This window comes from Aestuariimicrobium sp. G57, assembly GCF_050110855.1.
Lineage (GTDB): Bacteria > Actinomycetota > Actinomycetes > Propionibacteriales > Propionibacteriaceae > Aestuariimicrobium.
Map to the genome: position 1 here is coordinate 88,596 of NZ_JBNINW010000007.1, position 23,211 is coordinate 111,806.

Annotated in this window: 21 protein-coding genes; 15 read left to right on the forward strand and 6 right to left on the reverse strand. The window is 68.9% G+C overall.

What is annotated here, in order from left to right:
- Positions 1–22: 22 nt before the first annotated feature.
- Entirely contained in the window at positions 23–976 is a 954-nt protein-coding gene (gene mshD, locus ACQCX5_RS13875; protein WP_434542628.1) for a mycothiol synthase, read from the reverse strand.
- Between the two features lie 56 nt (positions 977–1,032).
- Here mshD and ACQCX5_RS13880 point away from each other — a divergent pair, with 56 nt between their 5' ends.
- Positions 1,033–1,677 (forward strand): hypothetical protein, encoded by a 645-nt coding sequence (locus ACQCX5_RS13880; protein ID WP_434542629.1) that lies wholly within the window; start codon positions 1,033–1,035, stop codon positions 1,675–1,677.
- Here ACQCX5_RS13880 and ACQCX5_RS13885 read toward each other — a convergent pair.
- On the reverse strand, positions 1,647–2,309 hold the full coding sequence (locus ACQCX5_RS13885; RefSeq protein WP_434542630.1) for a winged helix-turn-helix transcriptional regulator: 663 nt from the start codon (positions 2,307–2,309) through the stop codon (positions 1,647–1,649). The genes ACQCX5_RS13880 and ACQCX5_RS13885 overlap by 31 nt on opposite strands.
- A gap of 83 nt (positions 2,310–2,392) precedes the next feature.
- Here ACQCX5_RS13885 and ACQCX5_RS13890 point away from each other — a divergent pair, with 83 nt between their 5' ends.
- Positions 2,393–3,412 (forward strand): NADase-type glycan-binding domain-containing protein, encoded by a 1,020-nt coding sequence (locus ACQCX5_RS13890; RefSeq protein WP_434542631.1) that lies wholly within the window; start codon positions 2,393–2,395, stop codon positions 3,410–3,412.
- A gap of 32 nt (positions 3,413–3,444) precedes the next feature.
- On the opposite strand, the gene dtd is transcribed toward ACQCX5_RS13890, so the two are convergent.
- Complete coding sequence (gene dtd, locus ACQCX5_RS13895) at positions 3,445–3,909, reverse strand: D-aminoacyl-tRNA deacylase (protein ID WP_434542632.1); 465 nt, start codon at positions 3,907–3,909, stop codon at positions 3,445–3,447.
- Between the two features lie 201 nt (positions 3,910–4,110).
- Here dtd and ACQCX5_RS13900 point away from each other — a divergent pair, with 201 nt between their 5' ends.
- The 5 genes from ACQCX5_RS13900 to ACQCX5_RS13920 all read left to right on the forward strand — a co-directional run bounded on the left by ACQCX5_RS13900 (position 4,111) and on the right by ACQCX5_RS13920 (position 8,563).
- Positions 4,111–4,608, forward strand: a complete 498-nt coding sequence (locus ACQCX5_RS13900) for an FABP family protein (protein WP_434542633.1) — start codon at positions 4,111–4,113, stop codon at positions 4,606–4,608.
- A gap of 1 nt (position 4,609) precedes the next feature.
- Complete coding sequence (locus ACQCX5_RS13905; protein WP_434542634.1) at positions 4,610–5,590, forward strand: YgfZ/GcvT domain-containing protein; 981 nt, start codon at positions 4,610–4,612, stop codon at positions 5,588–5,590.
- A 193-nt stretch (positions 5,591–5,783) separates the two neighbouring features.
- Entirely contained in the window at positions 5,784–6,899 is a 1,116-nt protein-coding gene (locus tag ACQCX5_RS13910) for an S-(hydroxymethyl)mycothiol dehydrogenase (protein WP_434542635.1), read from the forward strand.
- Positions 6,896–7,525, forward strand: coding sequence for an MBL fold metallo-hydrolase (locus tag ACQCX5_RS13915; RefSeq protein WP_434542636.1), 630 nt, complete (start codon positions 6,896–6,898; stop codon positions 7,523–7,525). Before ACQCX5_RS13910 ends, ACQCX5_RS13915 begins: the two co-directional genes overlap by 4 nt.
- Positions 7,526–7,588: 63 nt before the next feature.
- Positions 7,589–8,563 carry an asparaginase gene (locus tag ACQCX5_RS13920; RefSeq protein ID WP_434542637.1) on the forward strand — a complete coding sequence of 325 codons (975 nt, stop codon included), beginning with the start codon at positions 7,589–7,591 and terminating at the stop codon, positions 8,561–8,563.
- 100 nt (positions 8,564–8,663) lie between these two features.
- On the opposite strand, the gene ACQCX5_RS13925 is transcribed toward ACQCX5_RS13920, so the two are convergent.
- From ACQCX5_RS13925 to typA, 3 genes are all read right to left on the reverse strand, one after another.
- Positions 8,664–9,599: a hypothetical protein gene (locus ACQCX5_RS13925; RefSeq protein ID WP_434542638.1), complete on the reverse strand. Its 936-nt coding sequence runs from the start codon at positions 9,597–9,599 to the stop codon at positions 8,664–8,666.
- 172 nt (positions 9,600–9,771) lie between these two features.
- Complete coding sequence (locus ACQCX5_RS13930; protein WP_434542639.1) at positions 9,772–10,587, reverse strand: L,D-transpeptidase family protein; 816 nt, start codon at positions 10,585–10,587, stop codon at positions 9,772–9,774.
- Between the two features lie 127 nt (positions 10,588–10,714).
- Entirely contained in the window at positions 10,715–12,574 is a 1,860-nt protein-coding gene (gene typA, locus ACQCX5_RS13935) for a translational GTPase TypA (RefSeq protein ID WP_434542640.1), read from the reverse strand.
- Between the two features lie 193 nt (positions 12,575–12,767).
- Here typA and ACQCX5_RS13940 point away from each other — a divergent pair, with 193 nt between their 5' ends.
- The 8 genes from ACQCX5_RS13940 (at position 12,768) to ACQCX5_RS13975 (ending at position 22,979) form a co-directional block, all read left to right on the forward strand.
- Complete coding sequence (locus ACQCX5_RS13940; RefSeq protein WP_434542641.1) at positions 12,768–15,974, forward strand: acyltransferase family protein; 3,207 nt, start codon at positions 12,768–12,770, stop codon at positions 15,972–15,974.
- A gap of 69 nt (positions 15,975–16,043) precedes the next feature.
- Positions 16,044–16,517, forward strand: coding sequence for a DUF3151 domain-containing protein (locus ACQCX5_RS13945; RefSeq protein WP_434542642.1), 474 nt, complete (start codon positions 16,044–16,046; stop codon positions 16,515–16,517).
- A 169-nt stretch (positions 16,518–16,686) separates the two neighbouring features.
- Entirely contained in the window at positions 16,687–17,973 is a 1,287-nt protein-coding gene (locus ACQCX5_RS13950; RefSeq protein ID WP_434542643.1) for an adenylosuccinate synthase, read from the forward strand.
- On the forward strand, positions 17,973–18,674 hold the full coding sequence (locus tag ACQCX5_RS13955) for a DUF6498-containing protein (RefSeq protein WP_434542644.1): 702 nt from the start codon (positions 17,973–17,975) through the stop codon (positions 18,672–18,674). The genes ACQCX5_RS13950 and ACQCX5_RS13955 overlap by 1 nt, the downstream gene beginning before the upstream one ends.
- A complete protein-coding gene (locus ACQCX5_RS13960) occupies positions 18,671–18,904 on the forward strand; it encodes a PLD nuclease N-terminal domain-containing protein (RefSeq protein ID WP_434542645.1) in 234 nt (77 codons plus the stop codon). Before ACQCX5_RS13955 ends, ACQCX5_RS13960 begins: the two co-directional genes overlap by 4 nt.
- A 72-nt stretch (positions 18,905–18,976) precedes the next feature.
- Positions 18,977–20,275, forward strand: coding sequence for a phosphoribosylamine--glycine ligase (gene purD, locus ACQCX5_RS13965; RefSeq protein ID WP_434542646.1), 1,299 nt, complete (start codon positions 18,977–18,979; stop codon positions 20,273–20,275).
- Positions 20,272–21,705 carry an adenylosuccinate lyase gene (purB, locus tag ACQCX5_RS13970; protein ID WP_434542647.1) on the forward strand — a complete coding sequence of 478 codons (1,434 nt, stop codon included), beginning with the start codon at positions 20,272–20,274 and terminating at the stop codon, positions 21,703–21,705. The genes purD and purB overlap by 4 nt, the downstream gene beginning before the upstream one ends.
- Before the next feature lie 83 nt (positions 21,706–21,788).
- Positions 21,789–22,979: a PQQ-dependent sugar dehydrogenase gene (locus ACQCX5_RS13975; RefSeq protein WP_434542648.1), complete on the forward strand. Its 1,191-nt coding sequence runs from the start codon at positions 21,789–21,791 to the stop codon at positions 22,977–22,979.
- The last annotated feature ends 232 nt before the right edge of the window (positions 22,980–23,211 follow it).

Below are 23,211 nucleotides of genomic sequence, written 5' to 3' on the forward strand. Positions count from 1 at the left end.
GTAGCGTGCGATTCTGCCAGTCTCAGGACCATCGCGTGTCCCGCAGGGCTTCGGTGAAACCCGCGTTCTCGTACATCTGCACGACGCGTGTCTGGTCAGCCTCGACGTACAGCTCGATGAGTTGGCTGCCCCTGGCCAGCAGGTGGGCCAACCCGACCGCGAGCAGGTGGCGGCCCAGGCCGCGGCCGTGCTCGAACGGGTGCACCCCGATCACGTAGACCTCGCCGATCAGCCGCGACCCCGCATCGTTGTCCTCGGTCACGACCTTGGTCCAGTGGAAGCCCAGCATCCTGCCCTGGTCGTCCCGGGCGAAGAACAGGCCCTGCGCGTCGAACCAGTCCTCGTCGACCTTGTCCTCGACGTCCTGGCGCGACATGCGACCCTGCTCGGGGTGATGGGCAAACGCCAGGGCATTCAGCTCGACGAAGTCATCGATGTCGGCGGGGGTGAAGGTGGTCACGGTGATGCCCTCGGGGGGCGGGCCGGGGGATGCCACCTCGACCTGCGAGGGGTCGAGCGCCATCTTCAGCAACCCACGCACGGGCTGCAGGCCCATGGTCGCCCCGAGCTGCCGGGCAGCGGGCAGTGTGCCGAATGACCAGAAGTCGGGGGAGTCGACCTGGCGTGCCGCGAGTTCGCCCAACGCCCGGCCGATGCCATGACGACGGGCCTGCGGCAGCACGAACAACTGCACCGAGTTGTCGCTCGTGTCGACCTGGGCGTAGCCGAGCACCTGCTGGGCGCCCGAGGGGGAATCGTGCACTGCCACCAGGTGCTGCCCCGGTAGTTGCCCGGCCAGGATGCGCAAGGCCTGCTCGTTCAGTGGGCTGACGTGGTCGTGCTGGCTCACCTGTTCGGCGAGCAGCTTGATGGTGGTGGCCAGTTCAGGGGAGTGGTCGACAAGTTGCACCTGCCAGAGCTCGTCTGCCGCGAGGGCTTCGATCGAGGGTTGATGTGTCTGCAACTCATCGGCCATGACCGCAACTCTAGGCCTTAGCCTGCCCGGGCGTGGCCCAACGTAGTCTGGGCCCCATGGGTGAAGACGGTGGTGGGCGCGTCGTGCGTGTGCGTGCCGCGGCGGGGCAGCACCAGCACTCACTGCTCGATGTGCGCCGCATCTGGCGCCGGCGCCGCAACGATCCCGGGCCGCTGGTCGCCCAGCCCGCGATCGCAGCCCGCGCCCGCCGACATGCCCAGATGATCAAGGTCGGGGTGGTGTTCGCCCTGGTCGGTGCCGCCGCGATGGTCGGCTCGTCAGTGACCCGACTGCGCCTGACTGACGTGGCGCCTGTGCTGCCGGCGGCCGGCAATGCCGCTGCGGTGGTGGCCGCACTGGTGGCGCTGCTGCAGAACATGTTGTGGCGGCGCGCCGTGCGCGAATGGGAGGGCATCGAACCCGCCCATGCCCACGCCTGGTACAGCCTGTCGGCCAATGGCCGGTGGCTGGCCATCATCGCGGCAGGCATCACGGCCTGGTCTGCCCAGCAGACCATGATTGAGACGACGCGTGCCGAGGCCGCGTGGTGGTTGGCCTTCGTGGGGGCCCTTGCAGCGCTCGCCGGGGTGGCGTTGGCCGGGGTGCAGCGGCTGCGCCCGGACGGGCCACCGGGGGTGCCGGCGCACATCCGGCGCAACCACCGGCTGCGTCAGCCCTCGCGCACCGGTGAGAACCGGTAGCCCACGTTGCGCACCGTGGTGATGTGGCCGTCATGCTCGGGCCCGAGCTTGGCCCGCAGTCGCCGGATGTGCACGTCGACGGTACGGGTGCCGCCGTAGTAGTCGTAGCCCCACACCTCGCTGAGCAGGTGTTCGCGGGTGAGCACCCGACCGGGGTGCAGCACCAGGTGCTTGAGCAGCTCGAACTCGGTATAGGTGAGGTTCAGCGGCTGGCCGCCCGCCGAGGCCGTGTACGCCTCCTCGTCGATCACGATCGCGCCCTGGCTCAGCACCCCGGCAGCGTGCTTGGCGGTGATCAGCATGCGCACCCGGGCGTCGAACTCGGCGGCGGTGGCCCGGTCGAGCACGAAATCGTCCGCCCCCCACGACCGCTGCACCACGGGCAGCGATGCCGAGCTCACCAGCAGCAGGATCGGTTGGTCGAGGTTGGCGCGTGCCCGAAGGCACAGGTCGCGTCCGCTCGCGGCGTCCTCGCGGGCATCGATCAGCAGCACGTCGGCGGTCACGGCCTGGCCGGGCAGCGACGGCGAGGTGGGCAACTCGGTGCGCCGCTCAAGGTCGTGCGACAACATCGTCAGGGCATCGGGCAGGTCCTCGGCATCGCGCGCCAGGAGCACACAAATACTTGCCATATCCCCTCCTGCCCTGTGTTCCGTCGATCATTCTGGCACGTCGACCCGGCCCGGCACGCGCCGCGCTGGCTACACTCGCCAAGGTGAGCGGGGAGTTGCCACCCGACTGGTTCCGTCCCGAGCCGTCGGGGACGAACGGGGACGAGGACGCGTCGACGCCCACACTGCCCGCAGCCGGGGCCTCGCCGTACTCACCGCATTCACCCGAGCTGTTGCTGGACGGTGATGGCCAGGGGGTGGCCGCCATCACCGCGGGGACCTCGGTGCCGGTGGCGCCGGAGCCGGGGTCGGAAGACCAGGTCGACGGCCCCCGCCGCGGCATCCCGCAGAAACAGGCGGCGCCATCACCGGACGACGCGATGGTCGACGAACCGATGCCGGTCGTGACCTCGGCCCACAGGGCAAGCGAGGTGGACGTCGGGTGGCAGCCGACCCCGCCGGGGCGTGGGGCGGCGGCACGGCGGCTGTGGCTGGTCCTGGTCTCGGTGGTGGCCCTGGCGCTCGGGGCCGGGCTCTCGGGCGGCACGTTGGTCAGGCGCCAGCTTGATTCACGAGCCGCGGCAGCCTCGTCCACGGGGGTGGCCAGCAGCAACGGCGCCACAGCGCTCAGCCCGTGGACGGGGGCGACGCGGCCCCTGGCCGTGCAGAAGGCGAGCGCCACCTGCACGGTCCCCGACGGGCCGGACGCCTCGGGGGACTGGACGACGTACGGTGTCGGCAACCTGCTTGACAACAACCTCGGCTCGGCGTGGCGCTGCAACGGCGACGGGGTCGGCCAGCGCATCGTGTTCGCCTTCGCCCCCGACACTGAACTGGTGGGCGTCGGCATCGTCAACGGCTATGCCAAGCAGGCGTCGACGGTCTCGCTCTATGACCAGTACCGACGCGTGGTCACGGTGCGCTGGGACCTGCCCAACGGGTCGTGGTTCATCCAGCAACTCAGCGAGAATTCCCAGATGGTGCAGCAGTTGCGGATTCCGCCGACGGTGCTCAGTGGGCCGTTGCAGTTGACCATCCAGCAGACGAGCGCACCGGGGGTCAGCAATGACACCTCGCGCAACGCGGTGTTGTTGTCGACCGTGACGTTCTATACGCGGCCGTGACGGCGGGGTGACCGGGCCGCGGACTGGCTGTACTAACCGCGGGGCGTGGCCAGGTCGGCGGAATCGACCATGAGCGTGACGGGCCCGTCGTTGACGAGTTCCACGGCCATGTCGGCGCCGAAGACCCCCGTCTCGACGTGTGCCCCCAGGTCGCGCAGGCACTGCACGAACAGCTCGAACAGGGGCTGGCTCACGGGGCCGGGCGCTGCCTGTGACCAGCTGGGGCGGCGACCCTTGCGCACAGTGGCATACAGCGTGAACTGGCTGATGACCAGCATCGGGGCCTGCAGGTCGCTCGCCGACTGCTCGCCCTCGAGCACGCGCAGCCCCCAGATCTTCGAGGCCAACGCGCTGGCGTCGTCCGGGGTGTCGTCGTGGGTGACGCCGACGAACAGCACGAGCCCCGGCGAGGGCAGTTCGCCGACGACGGTGGCGCCGCTGGATGAGCCGCTGACGACGACGCGGGCGCTGCTGGCACGTTGCAGGACGATTCGCACGAGGCCCACCCTAGGCCGGTTCGACTAGACTGTCGCCATGACCAGCGCATGGTTCGTGCTCATCGTGGCCGTCGCAGTCATCTTCGTGGTGGGCCTGCTCGGGGCACTGACGTTGGTGCTGCTTGCCTCGGCGAGGCGACGCGGCACGTTCCGTTGACGCGTCGCTGCGACCTGCCACCGATCACCCCGTGAAGGACCACCATGGCTTTTGAGATTCCCGAAAACCTGCCCAGCAACCTGATGGGCATCGCGTGGATGATCGGCCGGTGGGAAGGCAATGGCCACGGCCGCTGGCCCGGTCAGGAGGACTTCGAGTACGGCCAGCAGGTTGACTTCACCTGGAACGGCGGCGACTTCCTGCACTACGTCAGCCAGCTGTACACCACCAACGACAAGGGTGAGCCCGAGTCGCCCATCACCATGGAGACGGGCTTCTGGCGCCCGCAGCCCGACGGCACCATCGAGGTCGTGCTGTCGAGCCCCGACGGCTGGTCCGAGGTGTGGGCGGGCAAGCTTGATGGCGCCAAGATCGAGCTGATCACTGACGCGGTGGTGCGCACCTCGACCGCCGTGGTCGAATACACCGGTGGCCAGCGGCTGTACGGCAGCGTCGAGGGCGACCTGCTGTGGACCTTTGACCGCGCCACCACCGACCAGCCGCTGCAGTCGCACCTGTGGGCGCGCCTGAAGAGGGTCTGACATGGCAGCGGTACAGGTCACGGCAGGCATTGACGAGGGTGCTGTCTGGCACCACGGCAACCCGGTCGCCGAACAGCGCGCGATGGTGGCGGGCACGGCCGTGGTCGACCGGGGCCACCACGAGGTGCTCGAGCTGCGCGGGCCCGACCGGCTGGCGCTGCTGCATGCGCTGACCACGCAGTTCACCGAGGGACTGGGTGCTGGGCAGCCGGTGGCGGGGCTGGTGCTGTCGCCGCAGGGGCACGTCGAGCACGGCTTTCGGGGCGTGGACGACGGTGAGAGCTTCTGGGCGGTGACCGAACCGGGCGCTGGTGCTGGGCTCGCGGAGTTCCTGCGCCGGATGACATTCATGATGCGGGTCGACACGATCGACCGGACCGAGGATTTGCGGCTGCTGTGGGTCGGCGCGGGCGTGGATGTGGCTTTGGCCCCCGAGGGGGTCGGGCGGGTGGTGGCGTGGTCGTCCGAGGTGGCGGGTGGGCGCGACGTGCTCTGGCCCCGGGATGCGGCGCTGCCCGACGGCGAGCTGGCCGGCGTGTGGGCCCATGACGCGCTGCGCATCGAGGCCGGGGTGCCGCGCATCGGCGTCGACACCGACCACAAGACGATCCCCAACGAGATCGGGCTCTACGGAACCCACCTTGACAAGGGCTGTTACCGCGGGCAAGAGACGGTGGCGCGGGTGCACAACCTGGGACGACCGCCGCGCCGGCTGGTGCGGCTGCTGCTCGACGGCTCGGTCGACACGTTGCCGACGCAGGGTTCGGACGTGCTGGTCGATGGCCGCGCCGTCGGCGTGATGGGCTCATCGGCACGCCACCACGAGGACGGCCCGATCGGGCTGGCGCTGGTGAAGCGCGGGCTCGACGTTGATGCCGAGGTCGTCGTGACCGGGCAGGACGGCACCGAGATCGCGGCCAGCCAGGAGCCGCTGGTCGACCCCGAGGCGGGATTGCACTTCAGGGCGAACCTGCGGGGCTGACGGACGGGCCGCCAGGGCTGGGCGGCCCGGACCCGATGGCCCAGCGGTGTGCATCGACCGCGCCAGAATCAGCTGAAACGGGCTGAATCGGCGCGGTCGATGCACGTTGCTGGGGTCACCGACGGTGGGACGAGCCCCCGCCCCACAAGCCCCTTCCCTAGGGTGGGGCACAAGCCAAGCACCAGGAGGACCCATGCCCACCACCGTCAAGGGCGTCGTCTCGTTCGCACGTGACGAGCCCGCTGAACTCGTTGACATCGTCATCCCTGACCCCGGCCCCCGTGACGTCGTCGTCACCGTGCAGGCCTGCGGCGTCTGCCATACCGACCTTGCCTACCTGCAGGGCGGCATCAACGACGACTACCCCTTCCTGTTGGGCCACGAGGCCGCCGGCATCGTCGAGTCCGTCGGCGACCAGGTCACCCATGTGCAGCCCGGTGACTTCGTGGTGCTGAACTGGCGCGCCGTCTGTGGCCAGTGCCGCGCCTGTCGCCGCGGCGAACCGCACTACTGCTTCTCGACCTTCAACGCCTCGAAGCCGATGACGCTGGCCGACGGCACCCCCCTGGCGCCGGCGCTGGGCATCGGTGCGTTTGCCGAGCGCACGCTCGTCCACGAACTGCAGTGCACCAAGGTCGACCCCGCCGCCGACCCGGCAGTCGCCGGGCTGCTCGGCTGCGGCGTGATGGCCGGACTGGGGGCCGCCATGAACACGGGTGCCGTCAAGCGCGGTGAGTCGGTGGCCGTCATCGGTTGTGGCGGTGTCGGGGACGCGGCGATCGCCGGGGCTCGGCTCGCCGGTGCGACGCGCATCATCGCCATCGATGTCTCGGACGAGAAGCTCGAGGTGGCCCGTGAACTCGGTGCGACGCATGTGATCAACTCGTCGAAGCTGGTCGATGACGGCCGCACGGGGGACGACCTGCCGCTGGCGGTGGCCGTCCGCGAGATCAATGGCGGCTTCGGCGTCGACGTCGCCATCGATGCGGTCGGTGTGCCGGTGACGTTCAACCAGGCGTTCTACATTCGGGACTTTGCCGGTCGCGTCGTGCTGGTGGGCGTGCCGACTCCTGAGATGCGCCTCGAGATGCCGCTGCTCGACATCTTCAGCCACGGTGGCGCGGTGAAGTCGAGCTGGTACGGCGACTGCCTGCCCGAGCGCGACTTCCCGATGCTGACCGACCTGCACCTGCAGGGACGCCTGCCGCTCGAGAAGTTCGTCTCGGAACGCATCGGCATCGAGGATGTCAATGCCGCGTTCGAGCGCATGAAGCAGGGCAGGGTGCTGCGTTCGGTGGTGGAACTGTGAGCACCGCGCAGGTCGAACGCGTCATCACCTCGGGCATCTTCGCCCTCGACGGCGGCGAGTGGCAGGTCGACAACAACGTCTGGTTGCTGGGCGATGACCGCGAGGTGATCATCGTCGATGCGGCCCACGATGCCAGGGCCATCGCCGCGGCAGTCGGCTCACGCACCGTGCTCGCCATCGTCTGCACCCACGGGCACAACGACCACATCGGGGCGGCTCTCGACCTGGCCGAGCTGGTCTCGGCGCCGGTGCTGCTGCACCCCGGCGACCGGATGCTGTGGGACCAGACCCACCCGGGGCGTGCCCCCGGCGTGCTGGTCGAGGGTGCCGGGCTGTCGGTGGCCGGGGTCGATGTCGAGGTGATCAACACCCCGGGGCATTCGCCGGGCTCATGCGTGCTGCACGTACCCGCCCTGGGCGTGCTGTTCTCGGGCGACACGCTGTTCCAGGGCGGTCCGGGTGCCACGGGGCGCTCGTACTCGGACTTCGACGCCATCATCGCCTCGATCAGCCAGAGGCTGTTGACGCTGCCGGCCGAGACGCGCGTGCTGACCGGCCACGGGGACGAGACCACCATCGGCACCGAGGCACCCCACCTGCAGGAATGGATCGACCGAGGGCACTGATGAGGGTGGGCCCCGGAGGGTGGCCACTGGGTCGCGGCTTGTGCAGCCACTAGGGTCGGGGGCATGTCGATTGCAGCCATGACCCCCGACTCACCCGTGCTCGTCGAGGTGGTGCGCGGCGACCTGGTCGAATGCATCCATCGGGCGCGGGTGGTGGTCACCGGCGCCGACGGCCAGGTGCAGTTCTCACTGGGCGATGTCGCCTCGCCGATGTATGCCCGCTCGTCGCTGAAGCCGGTGCAGGCGGTGGCGATGCTGTCGTCCGGTCTCGACGTCGAAGGACGGCTGCTGGCCCTGGCGGCGGCATCGCACTCGGGGCAGGACTACCACCTGACCGGGGTGCGCGAGCTGCTCGCGGGCGCCGGACTGGGGGCCGAGGCGCTGCAGAACACGCCCGACCTGCCGCTGGACGAGGCCGCCCGGGTGGTCTGGTTGCGCGCCGGGCGCGATGCGTCGTCCCTGACCCAGAACTGTTCGGGCAAACATGCCGCGATGCTGCGCACCTGTGTGCGCGCCGGCTGGGATGTGGGCAGTTACCTCGACCCCGCCCACCCGCTGCAGCAGGCGGTCGCCGCGACCGTGGACGAGTGGTGCGGCGGTCACTCGCCTGCCACCACCGACGGCTGTGGGGCGCCGCTGTTCGCCACGTCGATGACCGGGCTGGCAAGGGCATTCGGACGCATTGCGGGGGCGGGTGTCGGCCCGGCGAAGCTGGTGGCCGATGCCTACCGCGAGTTCCCGGAGTATGCCTCTGGTGATGGCCGCGACGACCTCGCGCTGCACCGGGCGGTGCCGGGGGTGGTGTGCAAGGGCGGCGCCGAGGGGTGCATGGCCGTGGGCCTGCCTGATGGCCGCGGTGTGGTGGTGAAGGTGGACGACGGCAACGCGCGGGCGGTGCTGCCGCTGACGGCGGCGGTGCTGGCCCGGCTCGTGGCTGAACCGGCCGCCCTGTCGCCGCTGCTGACCAGGCCAGTGCTGGGCCACGGGCGTCCGGTGGGCGAGGTCAGAGTAGCGCTGGGGGCGCTGGCTGGGCTGTGAACGGCACCCCCCTGCTGATTGCCCCTGAACGCAACAGTTGCCCTAGTGCTGGCACCAGGGCAACTGTTGCGTTCAGGGGCAAACCTCGCCGGACGAGTGCTCACCGCCCGCCCACATACATGGCGGGCCCGCTTCGCCGGGCAGCGATGGCGAACGCGCGGTCAATACGTTCACGCAGGGCTGGTGGTCGGCCCACCTCTTCCTTGCCCCATCTGGCAAAAACCCAGCCGAGTGACTCCATGCGTTCCTGACGGCGCTTCTCGCGCCGCATCACCGCCGCCGGTGTCTCACCGGGACGAGCGAGCAGGTCGTACTTGTCCTGGCCGTCGTACTCGCCGAGCACCCCGAGGTCGGGCCAGGCGAAGTCGGTGAAGCCGAGGCTGGTGCCGCCCGGATCAAGCACCTCGTACTGCTGCACTGGCTCCGGGATGCCGAGGGTCCGCATGCGCATCAGGCTGCGTGTCTCCATGGGGCTCTGTGACATTGCTGACGCACGCACCAGTGCCACCTGGGCATGACGAAGCCCCTTGCGGCCCCTCAGCGCCTCGATGACGTCGGCCGCCTCGGCGTCGAAGGCGGTCAGCGCCTCGGCGACGCGGGCCCGCCACCGGGCCGCCTCCCATGCGATCATGCCCGGCTCGAGCCCCCGCACCCGGGCGAGGTCGACGACTGTACGAGGCAGTGTCGTGAGCAGCAGCCCGTCCACCTCGGTGACGTGCTGCGCGGGCAGGGGAGCGCTCAGCACCCTCTTGATGGTGCGGGTGCGTGATCGTCCAGCACCCTGCTGGACGACCTGGACGAGTTCAGGCAGACGGGTGATGGGCAGGCCGTGCACCATCGCCGCGGTTTCGAGTGCGAGCACCTGACCGGCGCATGAGCGTGCGCGCTGCAGGTGCAGGGCCCGGGCATCGAGGGGCGTCTGCACATACTGGCCCCGCATGACCCTGGTCAGGTCACCGCTGGCGATGCGCTCGGCGATCTCGCGTGACCCCAGGCCCCGGAGTTTGAGCTGCGCTGTGGGAATCAGGTCGTCCATGGCCCCAGTCAAGCGCTTCATGGGCGCGACTGGCCGAGGCCACCAGCCGCCTGTGGATAACCCCCGTCCATCACCCCCCAAGAATTGCCCCTGAACGCAACAGTTGCCCTAGTGCCAGCACCAGGGCAACTGTTGCGTTCAGGGGCAAACCGCCACCCGGGGCGGCGAAACCTCAGGCCGTCACGATCGTCAGCGTCCCGATCGGCACCCGGTTGAACATCCAGGCGATGCCGGCGTAGTCGCGGATGTTCACACACCCGTGGCTGCCACCGCGGCTGTTGTCCCAGCCGATCTGGGCGAAGTCAGCCGAGTAGTGGAAGGCCTCGCCGCCCGAGAAGTACATCGAATAGGGCATCGGCACGTGGTACAGGTAGCTCCACTCGTCCTTGACCTTGCGGAAGATGCGCCAGGCGCCGTTGCGGGTGGGGGTGCTGGCGGCGCCGTAGCGGGCGTCGAACTCCTTGACGACCTTGCCGTTCTCGAGGTACCAGACCTTGCGGCGCGACTGGTCGGCGCAGATCACCTTGGCCTCGTCGTCACAGCGCGAATCCAGCTGGTACTTCACCACATCGGCAACTGCAGGCGGGGTCGGCTTCGGCAGGGGGGCGGCGACCTTGCGGACGACCGTCTTCTTCTGCAGGTCGGGCGTCGAGGTGGCGCGGTAGGCCGCCACCAGGTACTCGTATGTCGTCGAGTCGGTGACGCCGGTCACGGTGAACTTCTTCTGCGACTGGAAGCTCTTGACTGCGTTGGTCGTCGCCGCGTCGTAGGTGCCGGTGCGCTCGTTGAGGCGCAGCAGGCCGATGCGGAACAGCATCGCCTGCACCTCTTGCACCTTGGTGCCGGTGTCGCCGGGCTTGGCGTACACCGTCACCTCTGCAGGCGCGGTCACCTCGGCCTGGGCATCGGTGACGATGAACAGCGACCCCAGCGACATCGCCAGGGCTGCCGTCGCAGCAGTCAACACGCGGACGATTCGCTTGTTCATGTCATGATCCTTCGTCATCGAGCCCACTGGTGAGGACTACTGCCATCCTCACCCAGATACGTGTCAGTGCCCAGCCAGGTTGCGTCCGTCCCGGGAAAATTCCGACGAACTTCAAGAAAGCGCCAGGTCAGCCCTGCTTGGCCTTGTTGCGCAGCTTGGCCCGCTCATTGGCTGTGAGCGCCAGCTTGCGGATGCGCACATCGGTCGGGGTCACCTCGAGGCACTCGTCACCGGCGCAGAACTCCAGTGCCTGTTCCATGTTGAGCAGCCGCGGCGGGATGAGCCGCTCCAGCTCTTCACCCGTCGACGAGCGCACGTTGGTGAGCTTCTTCTCTTTGGTGGGGTTCACGTCCATGTCGTCGGCGCGGGCGTTCTCGCCCACGACCATGCCCTCATAGACCTCGGCGCCGGGCGAGACGAACAGCGTGCCACGCTCCTGCAGGTTGAACAGCGCATAGGCCGTCACCGCCCCCGTCCGGTCGGCGACCAGCGAACCCGTCGGACGGGTGCGGATCTCGCCCACCCACGGTTCGTAGCTGTCGAAGACGTGGTGCATCATGCCGGTGCCGCGGGTTTCGGTCAGGAACTCCGTGCGGAAGCCGATGAGGCCGCGGGCAGGCACGACATATTCGAGCCGCACCCAGCCGGTGCCGTGGTTGACCATCTGTTCCATGCGGCCGCGGCGCAGACCCATCAGCTGGGTCACCACACCCAGGTAGTCCTCGGGCACGTCGACGGTCAGCCGCTCGAACGGCTCGTGCAGCTTGCCGTCGATCATGCGGGTGACGACCTGGGGCTTGCCCACGGTCAGCTCGAACGACTCGCGGCGCATCATCTCGACGAGCACGGCCAGCTGCAGCTCGCCGCGGCCCTGCACCTCCCAGGTGTCGGGGCGCTCGGTCGGGTTGACCCGGATCGACACGTTGCCGATCAGTTCCTGGTCAAGACGGTTCTTCACCAGCCGCGCGGTCAGGTTCTTGCCCGACTTGCCGGCCAGCGGCGAGGTGTTGATGCCGATGGTCATCGACATCGAGGGCTCGTCGACGTCGATCAGCGGCAGCGGGTTGGGGTTCTCGGGGTCGCACAGCGTCTCGCCGATGGTGATGTCGGCGATGCCCGCGATCGCGACGATGTCGCCGGGCCCGGCCTTCTCGGCGGGCTTGCGTTCCAGGGCCTCGGTCATCATCAGCTCGGACAACTTGACGTTCGTCACGGTGCCGTCGGCCTTGCACCACGCCACTTGCTGGCCGCGCACCAGTTCACCCTCGATCACCCGGCACAGGGCAATGCGCCCCAGGTACGGGGACGAGTCAAGGTTGGTCACATGTGCCTGCAGCGGCGCACCCTCGGTATAGGTGGGGGCCGGGATCGCGGACATGATCGTCTCGAACAGCGGCTCGAGGTTGGGCGAGTCGGGCATGGCGCCGTTCTCGGGCTGGTTCAGCGAGGCCCGCCCGGCCTTCGCCGAGGCGAACACGACCGGGAAGTCGAGCGCCTGGGCGTTGTCGTCATCGACAAGGTCCATGAACAGCTCGTAGGTCTCGTTGATGACCTCGGTGATGCGGGCATCGGGACGGTCGACCTTGTTGACCACCACGATGATCGGCATCTGCTTGGCCAGCGCCTTGCGCAGCACGAAGCGGGTCTGGGGCAGCGGGCCCTCAGAGGCGTCCACCAGCAGCACGACGCCGTCGACCATTTCGAGGCCGCGCTCGACCTCGCCGCCGAAGTCGGCGTGGCCGGGGGTGTCGATGATGTTGATGGTGACGTCCTGGCCGTTGATCACGTGCCTGACGGCCGTGTTCTTGGCCAGGATGGTGATGCCCTTCTCGCGCTCCAGGTCCATCGAGTCCATCACCCGGTTGTTGACATCGGAGCCTTCACGGAAGGCTCCCGACTGCCACAGCATGGCATCGACCATGGTGGTCTTTCCGTGGTCGACGTGGGCGACGATGGCGACGTTGCGCAGATCTTGGCGTGAGGGCATCAGCTCGGCTTTCGCAGGAGGGCTGGCCTAGCACGAGCCCGGGTTCAGTCAAAGGACGGCGTGAGTCTACGCTGTGTGCACCTGTGCTCCCAACCACGGTTCTCGCGCCTGCCCGGTCTTGTTAGACTCCAGTGCAGCCTTGCTGAACTTCTGCTGAATACCTCCTGACATCGCTGAAAGGGTGCCGAGATCCATGTCGCCGACCCCACCTCGCCATGGGTGGTTCGACGACACCTCGGACGAGGACTCGGCAGCACAGCAGACCGAGCGGTTGGCCAGGCGCGGCACCTTGTCACGGGCCGATTTGTCGGCCGACCAGGTCGCCGCACGCCCTGCCGGCCCCCGTCGCGGAATGGGGGCCATGCGCGCCCTGCTCACGAGTGTCGTGGCATCGACCGAGGCCGCGTCCGAGGGGCACGCGGCACCGGACGACGAGGTCGCTGACGACGACGTACCCCGACGCGGTCTGGCCAGGTTTGCTGCCGGGCCCATCGAGGACGCCGCTGACGCGCCCGCGGCTGGTGACAGCCCTCGGCGGGGGTGGTGGGCGGCGGCCACGAGGTTCATGGCCGAGGACGACGAACCCGAGGACGACGAACCGGAGGACGACGAACCGGAGGACGACGAACCGGAGGACGACGAGCCCGAGGACGACGAGCCCGAGGATGCTGCGCCCGAGGACAGCGCAGCCGACCTCGTGGCCGGCGACGTGCCACGGCGTTCGCGGCGGGGCATCGTGCTCGAGGATGACGAGCCGACCGAGGTGCGCCGGGCCCTGGTGTTCCCGGAGGTCATTGATCCCGAACCTGAACCTGAACCCGAAGCCGAGCCGGTGTGGGCATGGGCCCTGAAGCCGCGGGTGCCGGTCGCGGTTGACCCGGGGCCTGACCCGGAGCCCGAACCGGAGCCCGAACCGGTTCCTGCCCCAGAACCGGAACCTGCCCCAGAACCGGAACCTGCCCCAGAACCAGAACCAGAACCAGAACCAGAACCAGAACCAGAACCAGAACCCGATCCGGAGCCCGAACCCGCATCACCCGAAACGCCCGTGCGGGTGTGGGTGCCGGTCACCGAGTCGCCGGTACCCCCGCCGCCACCCGCGCAGCTCGCGCGCCATCGTGCTGCCATGCGCACCACCGCGCCCGGGCCCAGCCCGGCGAGCCTCGAATCGGCGAGCCACCGCCGCGGCATCGAGGCAGCCGACCCCTGGTTCACCCGGCTCAAGCGGGCGCTGGGTCCGGCCCCCAAGTACTCCCGGCTGCGCGGCGACATCGAGGGCCTGCGCGCCATCGCTGTGATCTGGGTGCTGCTCTACCACCTGGGCGTGCCCGGGGTGCGGGGCGGCTTCAGCGGCGTCGACGTGTTCTTCGTGATCTCCGGGTTCCTCATCACCCAGCAGCTGGTCGGTGAGGTGCGCAGGACCGGTCGCCTGAACCTGCTCGGCTTCTATGCCAACCGCATCAGACGGCTGGTGCCGGCCGCCACCCTGGTGTTGCTGTTCACCGCCATCGCGGGCTGGGCGATCATGCCTTCGTCCCAGTGGCGCAACCTGGGCACAGACCTGCTCGCCTCGGCGTTCTATGTCATCAACTGGGCGCTGGCGCTGCGGTCAGTCGACTACCTGGCCGAGGACGCGCTGCCCAGCCCGGTGCAGCACTACTGGTCGCTCGCCGTCGAAGAACAGTTCTACCTGGTCTGGCCGCTCCTGGTGATCGCCTGCCTGGGCCTCGCCAGGCTGTTCCGCACGAAGGTGGTGCCGTTGCTGGCGGCGGCCCTGGTCACCGTGGTGGCCGGGTCGTTCTACTGGTCCCTCACCTACACCACCACCCACCCGGCCGAGGCGTACTTCGTCTCGACCACACGGTTCTGGCAGATCGGCGTCGGTGGTCTGCTCGCGCTCGCGGTGCCGTGGCTGCGCACCCGTGCCCAGACCCCCCGGGGCAAGAAGATCAACCTGCGCCTCGCCACGGCGGGCGTGCTGATGGTGCTCTCGGCCGCGTTCCTCGTTGACCCCGCGATGGGCTGGCCCGGGTGGGCCGCGCTGCTGCCGGTGGCCGGCACCGGCCTGGTGATCGCCTCGGGTGTTGCTGACGGCGACCACCAGCTCGCCCGGCTGCTCGGCACCGCACCGATGCGGTTGGTCGGCCGGTTGTCGTATGCCATCTATCTGTGGCACTGGCCGCTGCTGGTGTTCGCCCGCCAGTTGTGGGTCGGGCCGGACATGGTTGACCTGACCTGGGAACACAAGCTGGGTGTGGCGCTCGCCTCGGTGGCGCTCGCGTGGCTGTCGGGGCAGGTGCTCGAGGCGCCGATCCGCTTCGGCGAGCTGAAGTGGTGGCGGGGCCGCCTCGCATTCCGCAATGCCGCGATCGCCATGCTCGTGCCCGGCCTGATCGGTGCGGCGATGTGGGGCCGCGCGCCGCAGTTCCAGGGGACGGCCGTGGTGGTGCCCACGGCGTCCATATCGCCACAGACCACCCCGTCGGGGACGGCGTCGACCGCCCCGCCACGTCCCACCGTCGGCCCGGTGAAGGGTGACTACCTCGGCGCGCTGAGCCTGGTGGCCGAGGCCTCGGACCTGGGCATGCCGAAACTGCGCCCCGACATCGCCACCGCGCTCACGCCCACCAAGCCCATCACCCCCTCGCCAGCGGTCGCCGACCAGGACCTGCCCCCCGGCTACGCGAACGGCTGCCAGCGCGCCCGGGCCCAGGAAGAAGTCGTGGGACCCGACGAGTGCATCTCTGGCAACCCGGCCGGGCCGGTGCGGGTGGCGCTGGTCGGCGACTCCAAGATCGACCAGTGGCAGCCCGCCTTCGATGTCATCGGCAAGCGGCAGGGCTGGCGGGTGCAGAACCTGTCCAAGTCGGGCTGCGCGTTCACCTCACGCGACCAGTACCACCAGTGCAACCGCTACAACGCCTCGCTGATCGACACGCTGCTGGCGGTGCCGCCAGACCTGGTGATCACCAGTTCACTGATGTTCGAGCCGAACTCGGCTTCGGGCATGGCCGACTACCTCGCCCAGCTGCAGTCGCGCGGGTCGAAGGTCGTCATCATCGCCGACACGCCCGCGCCGCCCAACGAATCCTCGGTCTACCTGTGCGCAGAGAAGGCCGCCCAGGTCACCGACTGCAACTTCGAGCGCAACAACGGGTCGGGCACACCCCAGCTGGCCGAGGTGCATGACCGGCTCACCAACGCCGCCTGGCTCAACCTGAACGACTGGATCTGCCCGCCCATGGGCGCGAACTGCTCCGTCGTGGTCGGCAACGTCTTCGTCTACCGACAGACCAGCCACCTGTCGAACACCTACGTGCAGTCGCTGACACCGATCCTTGAACGGTCGCTGGTGAGCGCCGGGATCCTCAAGACCTCGACCCTCGCGCTGCAACCCTGAGCGCTGCGCCCCGGGCGCCACCCGAAGGCGGAATGCATTGTCAGCTGCGGTTGTCGCTAGTGTGTGACCATGGCCGGTCCTGAAACCCACCCGAACCTGATGGCGTCAGCAGGCATCCCCACCCGCCTGCCCGACGACCCTGCGGTCGACGCGCTCATCGAGCGCGGTCGCGCCGACTTCTATGCCGTCGTGCGCGAGTACCCCGCGTCGTCGCTGTGCTGGGCCATCCTGGCCGAGGGGTCGCTGATGACGGGCACCGAGGCCGCCGACATCGCCGCCTATGCCTATGCCCGCACCGGCTACCACCGTGGTCTGGACGCCCTGCGGCGCGCCGGCTGGAAGGGTTCCGGGCCGATCCCGTGGGACCACGAGCCGAACCAGGGCTTCCTGCGCTGCCTGTGGGCGCTGACCCTCGCCTCTGAACGCATCGGCGACGTGGACGAGGCAGACCGCTGTGCCCAGTTCCTGCGTGACTCCTCTGAAGAGGCCTACCAGGAGCTCAGCCAGGACGACCTGCGCCGCGAGCACGCCGACGGCGAGTGACGGGCTCGTCGGGTGACGGCGTTTGTCGGGTGACGGCGCTTGTCGGGTGACGGCGCTTGTCGGGTGACGGCGCGATAACGATCCGCGCCCAGCCCTCGACCGCTGCAGGCGCAGTGCGTCGTCCGCAACTAGAGTGAAGCGGCACTTCACCAAGCGGAAGGACGGGCTCATGCCAGGAATCGTCGTTGTCGGCGCCCAGTGGGGCGACGAGGGCAAGGGCAAGGCGACTGACAACCTGGGCGACCGGGTTGACTACTGCGTGCGCTATTCGGGCGGCAACAACGCCGGGCACACGATCAAGGTGGGCGGTGACACGTTCATCCTGCACCTGCTGCCCTCGGGCATCCTGAACCCCGGCACCACCACGGTGCTCGGCAACGGTGTGGTCATCGACCTCGACGTCTTCCGGCAGGAGCTCAACGCGCTCGCTGAACGCGGCGTCACGGTGCCGCACCCCCTGGTCTCGGCCAACGCGCACATCATCACGCCCTTCCACACGACCCTCGACAAGGTCACCGAACGCTTCCTGGGCAAGCGCAAGATCGGCACGACCGGTCGCGGTGTCGGCCCGGCCTATGCCGACAAGGTCAACCGTGTCGGCATCCGCGTGCAGGACCTGTTCGACGAGTCGATCCTGCGCCAGAAGGTCGAGGCCAACCTCGACTTCAAGAACCAGGTGCTGGTCAAGCTGTACAACCGCCGCGAGATCGACCCGATCCAGATCACCGAGCTGCTGCTGAGCCATGCCGAGTCGTTGCGCCCGCATGTCGTCGACTCGGCACGCCTGCTCAATGCCGCGCTCGACGAGGGCAAGGTCGTCCTGTTCGAAGGTGCGCAGGCCAGTCACCTCGACGTCGACCACGGCACCTACCCCTATGTCACCTCGTCGAACCCCGGCGCGGCGGGCGCCTGCACCGGCACCGGTGTGGGCCCGACCCGCATCGACCGCGTCGTCGGCATCGCGAAGGCCTACACGACTCGTGTGGGTGAGGGCCCGTTCCCGACCGAGTTGTTCGACGAGGACGGCGAGGCGCTGCGCGAAAAGGGTCACGAGTACGGCGCCACCACCGGTCGCAAGCGCCGGTGCGGCTGGTTCGACGCGGTGGTCGTCGAGCACGCGGTGATGGTCAACGCATTCACCGATGTGTTCCTCACCAAGCTCGACATCCTGTCGGGATGGAAGAAGATCCCGGTCTGCGTGGCCTACGACGTCAACGGCGTGCGGCACGACACGATGCCGATGACGCAGTCGGAACTGCACCATGCCAAGCCGATCTATGAGTACGTCGACGGCTGGGACGAGGACATTTCGGCAGCCCGCACGTTCGATGAACTGCCCGAGAACTGCAAGAAGTACGTCGCGTTCCTGGAGCAGCGCGTGGGTTGCCGCATCTCGGGCATCGGCGTCGGGCCGGGCCGCGACCAGACGATTGTGATCAACGACCTGCTCAGCTGATGCTGCTGACGCTCGGCAGGTACCTGGGCCTGCAGGCGCTGGCCCGGATCGCCGGGCGGCTGCCGCTGGGTCTCGGCTGGACGCTCAGCCTGCTGGTGATGGTGGTGGTCAACGCCGGGCCGGTGCTGACGCTGCTGTACGGCTCATGGGGCGTGAGCGACCTGGTGTTGTTCTATGCCCTCGAGAACGTGCTGATCATCGTGGTGGCCGTGGTCAGGCTGCTGACCTATCACGGGCGCGAGCCGATGGCATTGTTCAGCGAACACCCCGCAGCGTGGGTGACCGGCTCGGAGCTGTACGCGTTCGTGTTCGGCATGATCGCGGGCATCTTCACCCTGGTCGGCACGATCCTGGCGATCGTGTTCGCGGCCATCGTGGGGGTGGACGGCTCACCCGCGAGCTGGGCCCTCAACCTGGTGCTGCTGGTCGCCGGGTACGTGGTGGCGCTGGTGGTGTTCTGGTTCGCCCAGGGCGGGCGGCGTGCCGTGACGAACGCGCTCTACCTGGCCGCGCCGCCGATACCGCGGGTGCTGGGGTTGCACCTGCTGGTGATCCTGACGTTCCTGCGGCAGTTCGAGGCTGGGCAGGTGCCCGGCATCGTGTGGGGCATCGTGATCGGCAAGACGGTCTGGGACCTCGGTTTCATGGTGGCCGACCTGCTGATCAGGCTGCGAGGCAGCCGGCGTACGCTGGAGGCATGACAACGAAGTCAACCTCGAAGAAGCAGCTCAGCCCCACCAGCAAGAAGCTGTTGGGCGTCGCCGCGGCGGTGGAGTTCGCCGCCAAGGTGTGCATGTGGGTCGACCTGGCCAAGCGCCCGGCGGACCAGGTCAAAGGCCCGAAGTGGGCATGGGTGCTCGGGTCGTTCGTGAACACGATCGGGCCGGTGGCGTACTTCACGGTGGGACGTAGGAAGCCGACGGACGACTGAGGGGAGTCGCTCAGGGGGCCGCCCCTGAGCACCCTGACGCACAGTCGGCGCCCGGCGACTAGAGTTCTGCCCGTGACCGACCCCCAGCCCCAGGCCCTGCGCGTCCTCGTCATCGGCAATGGCGGACGCGAGCATGCCCTCGCCCGTGCCATCGCCGCCGATTCCGCCGTTGAAGCGGTGCATGTCGCTCCCGGCAACCCCGGCACTGCGAAGGTCGCCACCAACCACGCCGTCACGGCGACCGACCCGGCTGATGTCACCCGGCTCGCCACCGAACTGGGCGTGAACCTGGTCGTCATCGGCCCCGAGGCGCCGTTGGTCGCGGGCGTTGCCGATGCCGTGCGTGCGGCCGGCATCGCCTGTTTCGGGCCGGGCGCCGAGGCTGCACAGCTCGAGGGGTCGAAGCACTTCGCCAAGCAGGTGATGGCCGCCGCCAACGTGCCCACCGCGCGCAGCCGCTACTGCACCACCCCGGACGAGGCTGCCGCAGCCCTGGCAGAGTTCGGCCCGCCGCACGTCGTCAAGGATGACGGGCTGGCGGCCGGCAAGGGTGTCGTCGTCACCGATGACATCGAAGAGGCCCAGGCCCACGCCGACGCGTGCGGCACGGTGGTCATCGAGGAATTCCTGGACGGGCCCGAGGTCAGCCTGTTCGTCATCACCGACGGCACGACCGCCCTGGCCATGCAGCCGGCCCAGGACTTCAAGCGCGTCGGCGACGACGACGAGGGCCCGAACACCGGCGGCATGGGTGCCTATTCACCGCTGCCCTGGGCGCCCGCTGACCTTGGCCAGCAGGTGCTCGACCAGGTGGCGCTGCCCACGCTCGCCGAGATGAACCGCCGCGGCACCCCCTTCGGTGCCGGTCTGCTCTATTGCGGCCTGGCCCTCACCAGCAAGGGCGTCCGGGTCATCGAGTTCAACACCCGCTTCGGCGACCCCGAGACCCAGGCGCTGATGGGCCTGGTCGCCTCACCGATGGGCCAGCTGCTGTACGCCGCAGCCACCGGTACGCTCGCCGACTTCGGCCCCATCGAGTGGCACGACGGCTGCGCGGTCACCGTGGTCTATGCCGCCGACGGCTACCCCGGCGAACCCGAGAAGGGCGGAGCCATCACGCTGCCCGCCGATGCCGAGGACGCCTGGACCATCCAGGCCGGCACCGCACTGCAGGGTGACCAGCTCGTCGCCAACGGAGGCCGCGTGCTCGCGGTCGTGGGCCGCGGTGCCGACTTGCGCAGCGCCCGGGGTGCGGCCTATGAGCACCTCGTCAAGATCGACTTCCCGAGCGGATTCCACCGCTACGACATTGCCGAACAGGCCGCGATCGCCCAGATCGAGTCGGCCGACAGCCAGGAGGCCAGCCGATGAGCGTGCCCAACGTCCTTGCCAACCGCTATGCCTCGCCCGCGATGCGCGAGGTCTGGAGCCCCGAGAACAAGATCATCGCCGAGCGGCGGCTGTGGTTGGCGGTCATCGAGGCCCAGCGCGACCTGGGCGTCGACTTCGGCGGCGACGACCCCGATGCGGTGCTGGCCGACTACCGCGCCGTGATCGACAGGGTCGACCTGGACTCGATCAACGCCCGCGAGCGCGTCACCCGACACGACGTCAAGGCCCGCATTGAGGAGTTCAATGCCCTGGCCGGCCACGAGCACGTGCACAAGGGCATGACCAGTCGCGACCTGACCGAGAACGTCGAACAGCTGCAGGTGCTCAACTCGCTGAAGCTGGTGCGCGACCGCATCGTCGCCGCGCTGTCGATGCTGGCAGACCTGGCCGTGCGGTACGCAGACCAGCCCATTGCCGGACGATCGCACAACGTCGCCGCGCAGATCACCACGCTCGGCAAGCGTTTCGCCACTGCGACCGATGAACTACTGATCGCCCACCAGCGCGTGGACGAGCTGATCAACCGCTACCCGGCACGTGGCATCAAGGGCCCGGTCGGCACCAGCCAGGACATGCTCGACCTGCTCGGCGGTGACGAGCAGAAGCTCGCCGTGCTCGAGCAGCGCATCGCCACCCATCTGGGTTTCAACCATGTGTTCACCTCGACAGGCCAGGTCTACCCGCGCTCACTCGATTACGACGTGGTCACAGCGCTCGCCCAGGTGGCAGCGGCCCCGTCGAACGTCGCGACCTCGATCCGGCTGATGGCCGGCCATGAGTTGGTCACTGAGGGCTTCAAGCCCGGCCAGGTGGGCTCGTCGGCGATGCCGCACAAGATGAACACCCGCTCGTGTGAGCGCGTCAACGGACTGTCGGTGATCGTGCGCGGCTACGTGTCGATGGTGGGTGAATTGGCCGGTGACCAGTGGAACGAGGGCGACGTGTCGTGCTCGGTCGTCCGCCGGGTGGCACTGCCCGATGCGTTCTTCGCCCTGGACGGACTGTTCGAGACCTTCCTCACGGTGCTCACCGATTTCGGCGCGTTCCCGGCCGTCATCGAGGCCGAACTGGCCCGCTACCTGCCGTTCCTGACCACCACGAAGGTGCTCATGGCAGCCGTGCGCAAGGGTGTGGGACGCGAGGTCGCCCACGAGGTGATCAAGGAACACGCCGTCGCCGTCGCGCTGGACATGCGCGAGACCGGTGCCCGCACCAACGACCTGTTCGACCGGCTGGCTGCCGACTCACGGCTGGGGCTGTCCCGCGACGAACTGGACGCGCTGGTCAGCGAGCCGCTGGAACTGTCCGGTGCCGCGGCCAGCCAGGTCGCCAACCTTGCCGGACGCATCCGGGGGCTGGTCGAGGTGCACCCGGATGCTGCGGCCTATCGTCCGGGGGCCGTGCTCTGAGCCGCTGACCCCGGCGTGGGCGGCAGATCGTGGTGGGGGCTTGGGTGCAGCACATAGGTTGGTGACACCGAGAGGAGCTCGTGATGACTACTCGTCGAAACGTTCTGATCAGCCTGTCAGCGCTGCCGGCTGTGGTGGGACTCGCCGCCTGTACCTCTGACGGGGGCAGCGTCGGCGCCAGCACCGTGACCACCTTGCCGGAACCACCTGCTTCGTCAGCCCCGTCCCCAGCCTCGTCAGCTGCCCCGTCGTCAGTCCCGACCTCAGCCCCGACCAGTTCGAGCGCGGCGCCGTCCACGGGGCCACTGAAGATCGGCAGCCCCAGCGCATTGGTCACGGGGCTGACGACGCCCTGGGGGCTGCGTGCGCTGGACGACGACCGCCTGCTCGTCAGCGAACGCGACACCGGCGCCATCAAGCTCGTGCAGGGTGGACGCGCCACGCAGGTGGGTGATGTCGCCGATGCGAGGCCCCGCGGTGAGGGCGGGTTGCTCGGCATTGAGGTGAGCGCTGACCAGAAGGCGCTGTTCGTCTACCTGACCGGTGCCAGCGACAACCGGGTGGTGCGCTATGACCTGGCTGCGACGACGGGTGCGATCAGCAACCCGCGGGTGCTGCTCGACGGCATTCCCGCGGCGGGCAACCACAACGGCGGCCAGCTGGCGCTGGGACCTGACGGGCACCTGTACATCGCGACGGGCGATGCGGCCGACCGGCAGCGCGCCCAGGACCGCAATTCGCTGGCTGGCAAGGTGCTCCGCATTGCGGTCGACGGCTCCGTGCCGTCCGACAACCCGTTCGGCAACCCGGTGTGGAGCCTCGGCCACCGCAACGTGCAGGGCCTCACGTTTGCGCCCGACGGCCGGCTGTGGTCGTGCGAGTTCGGCGACAAGTCGGCCGACGAGGTGAACCTGATCGTGCGCGGCGGCAACTACGGCTGGCCCGAGGTCGAGGGCAATGACGGCCAGCGTGCGCCCTACCTGGCGCCGAAGACCACCTGGGAGCCGACGGCCTCGAGTTCGCCCTCGGCGCTGGCCTGGGCCCATGGGCAGCTGTGGGTGGGGGCGCTGCAGGGCAGGTGCGTGTTCCAGGTGCCGGTGCAGGCCGGGGGAGAGTCGGTCACGGCGCCGCAGGCGCACTGGGCCGATGAGTTCGGTCGGATCCGGGCGGTGATCGCGCACCGCGAAGGCATCGTGTTCGGCACCAGCAACACCGACGGCCGGGCCAACCCGCGTGACGGGGACGACCGGCTGATGTACGTGCCGCTGCAGTGACGGTGGGGGTGGGGCGGGCATCGTCCGAACCTGCACAAGTGGCACGGGCGTCGCCAATGAATCCGATTCGGCTGGCTCGGGGTGCGGACGGGGCGGTGGTGTCACTTCCGCAGGTTCGTGGACGAGCGTGGGGTTGGTGAAGGGGCTCGGCGCATGCTTCGTCCGGGGCCCCAACCAGAGAAACTCGCGCCACAACAAGTTCTTCGCCCGGATCGGGCCCCGCGGCCCGAAA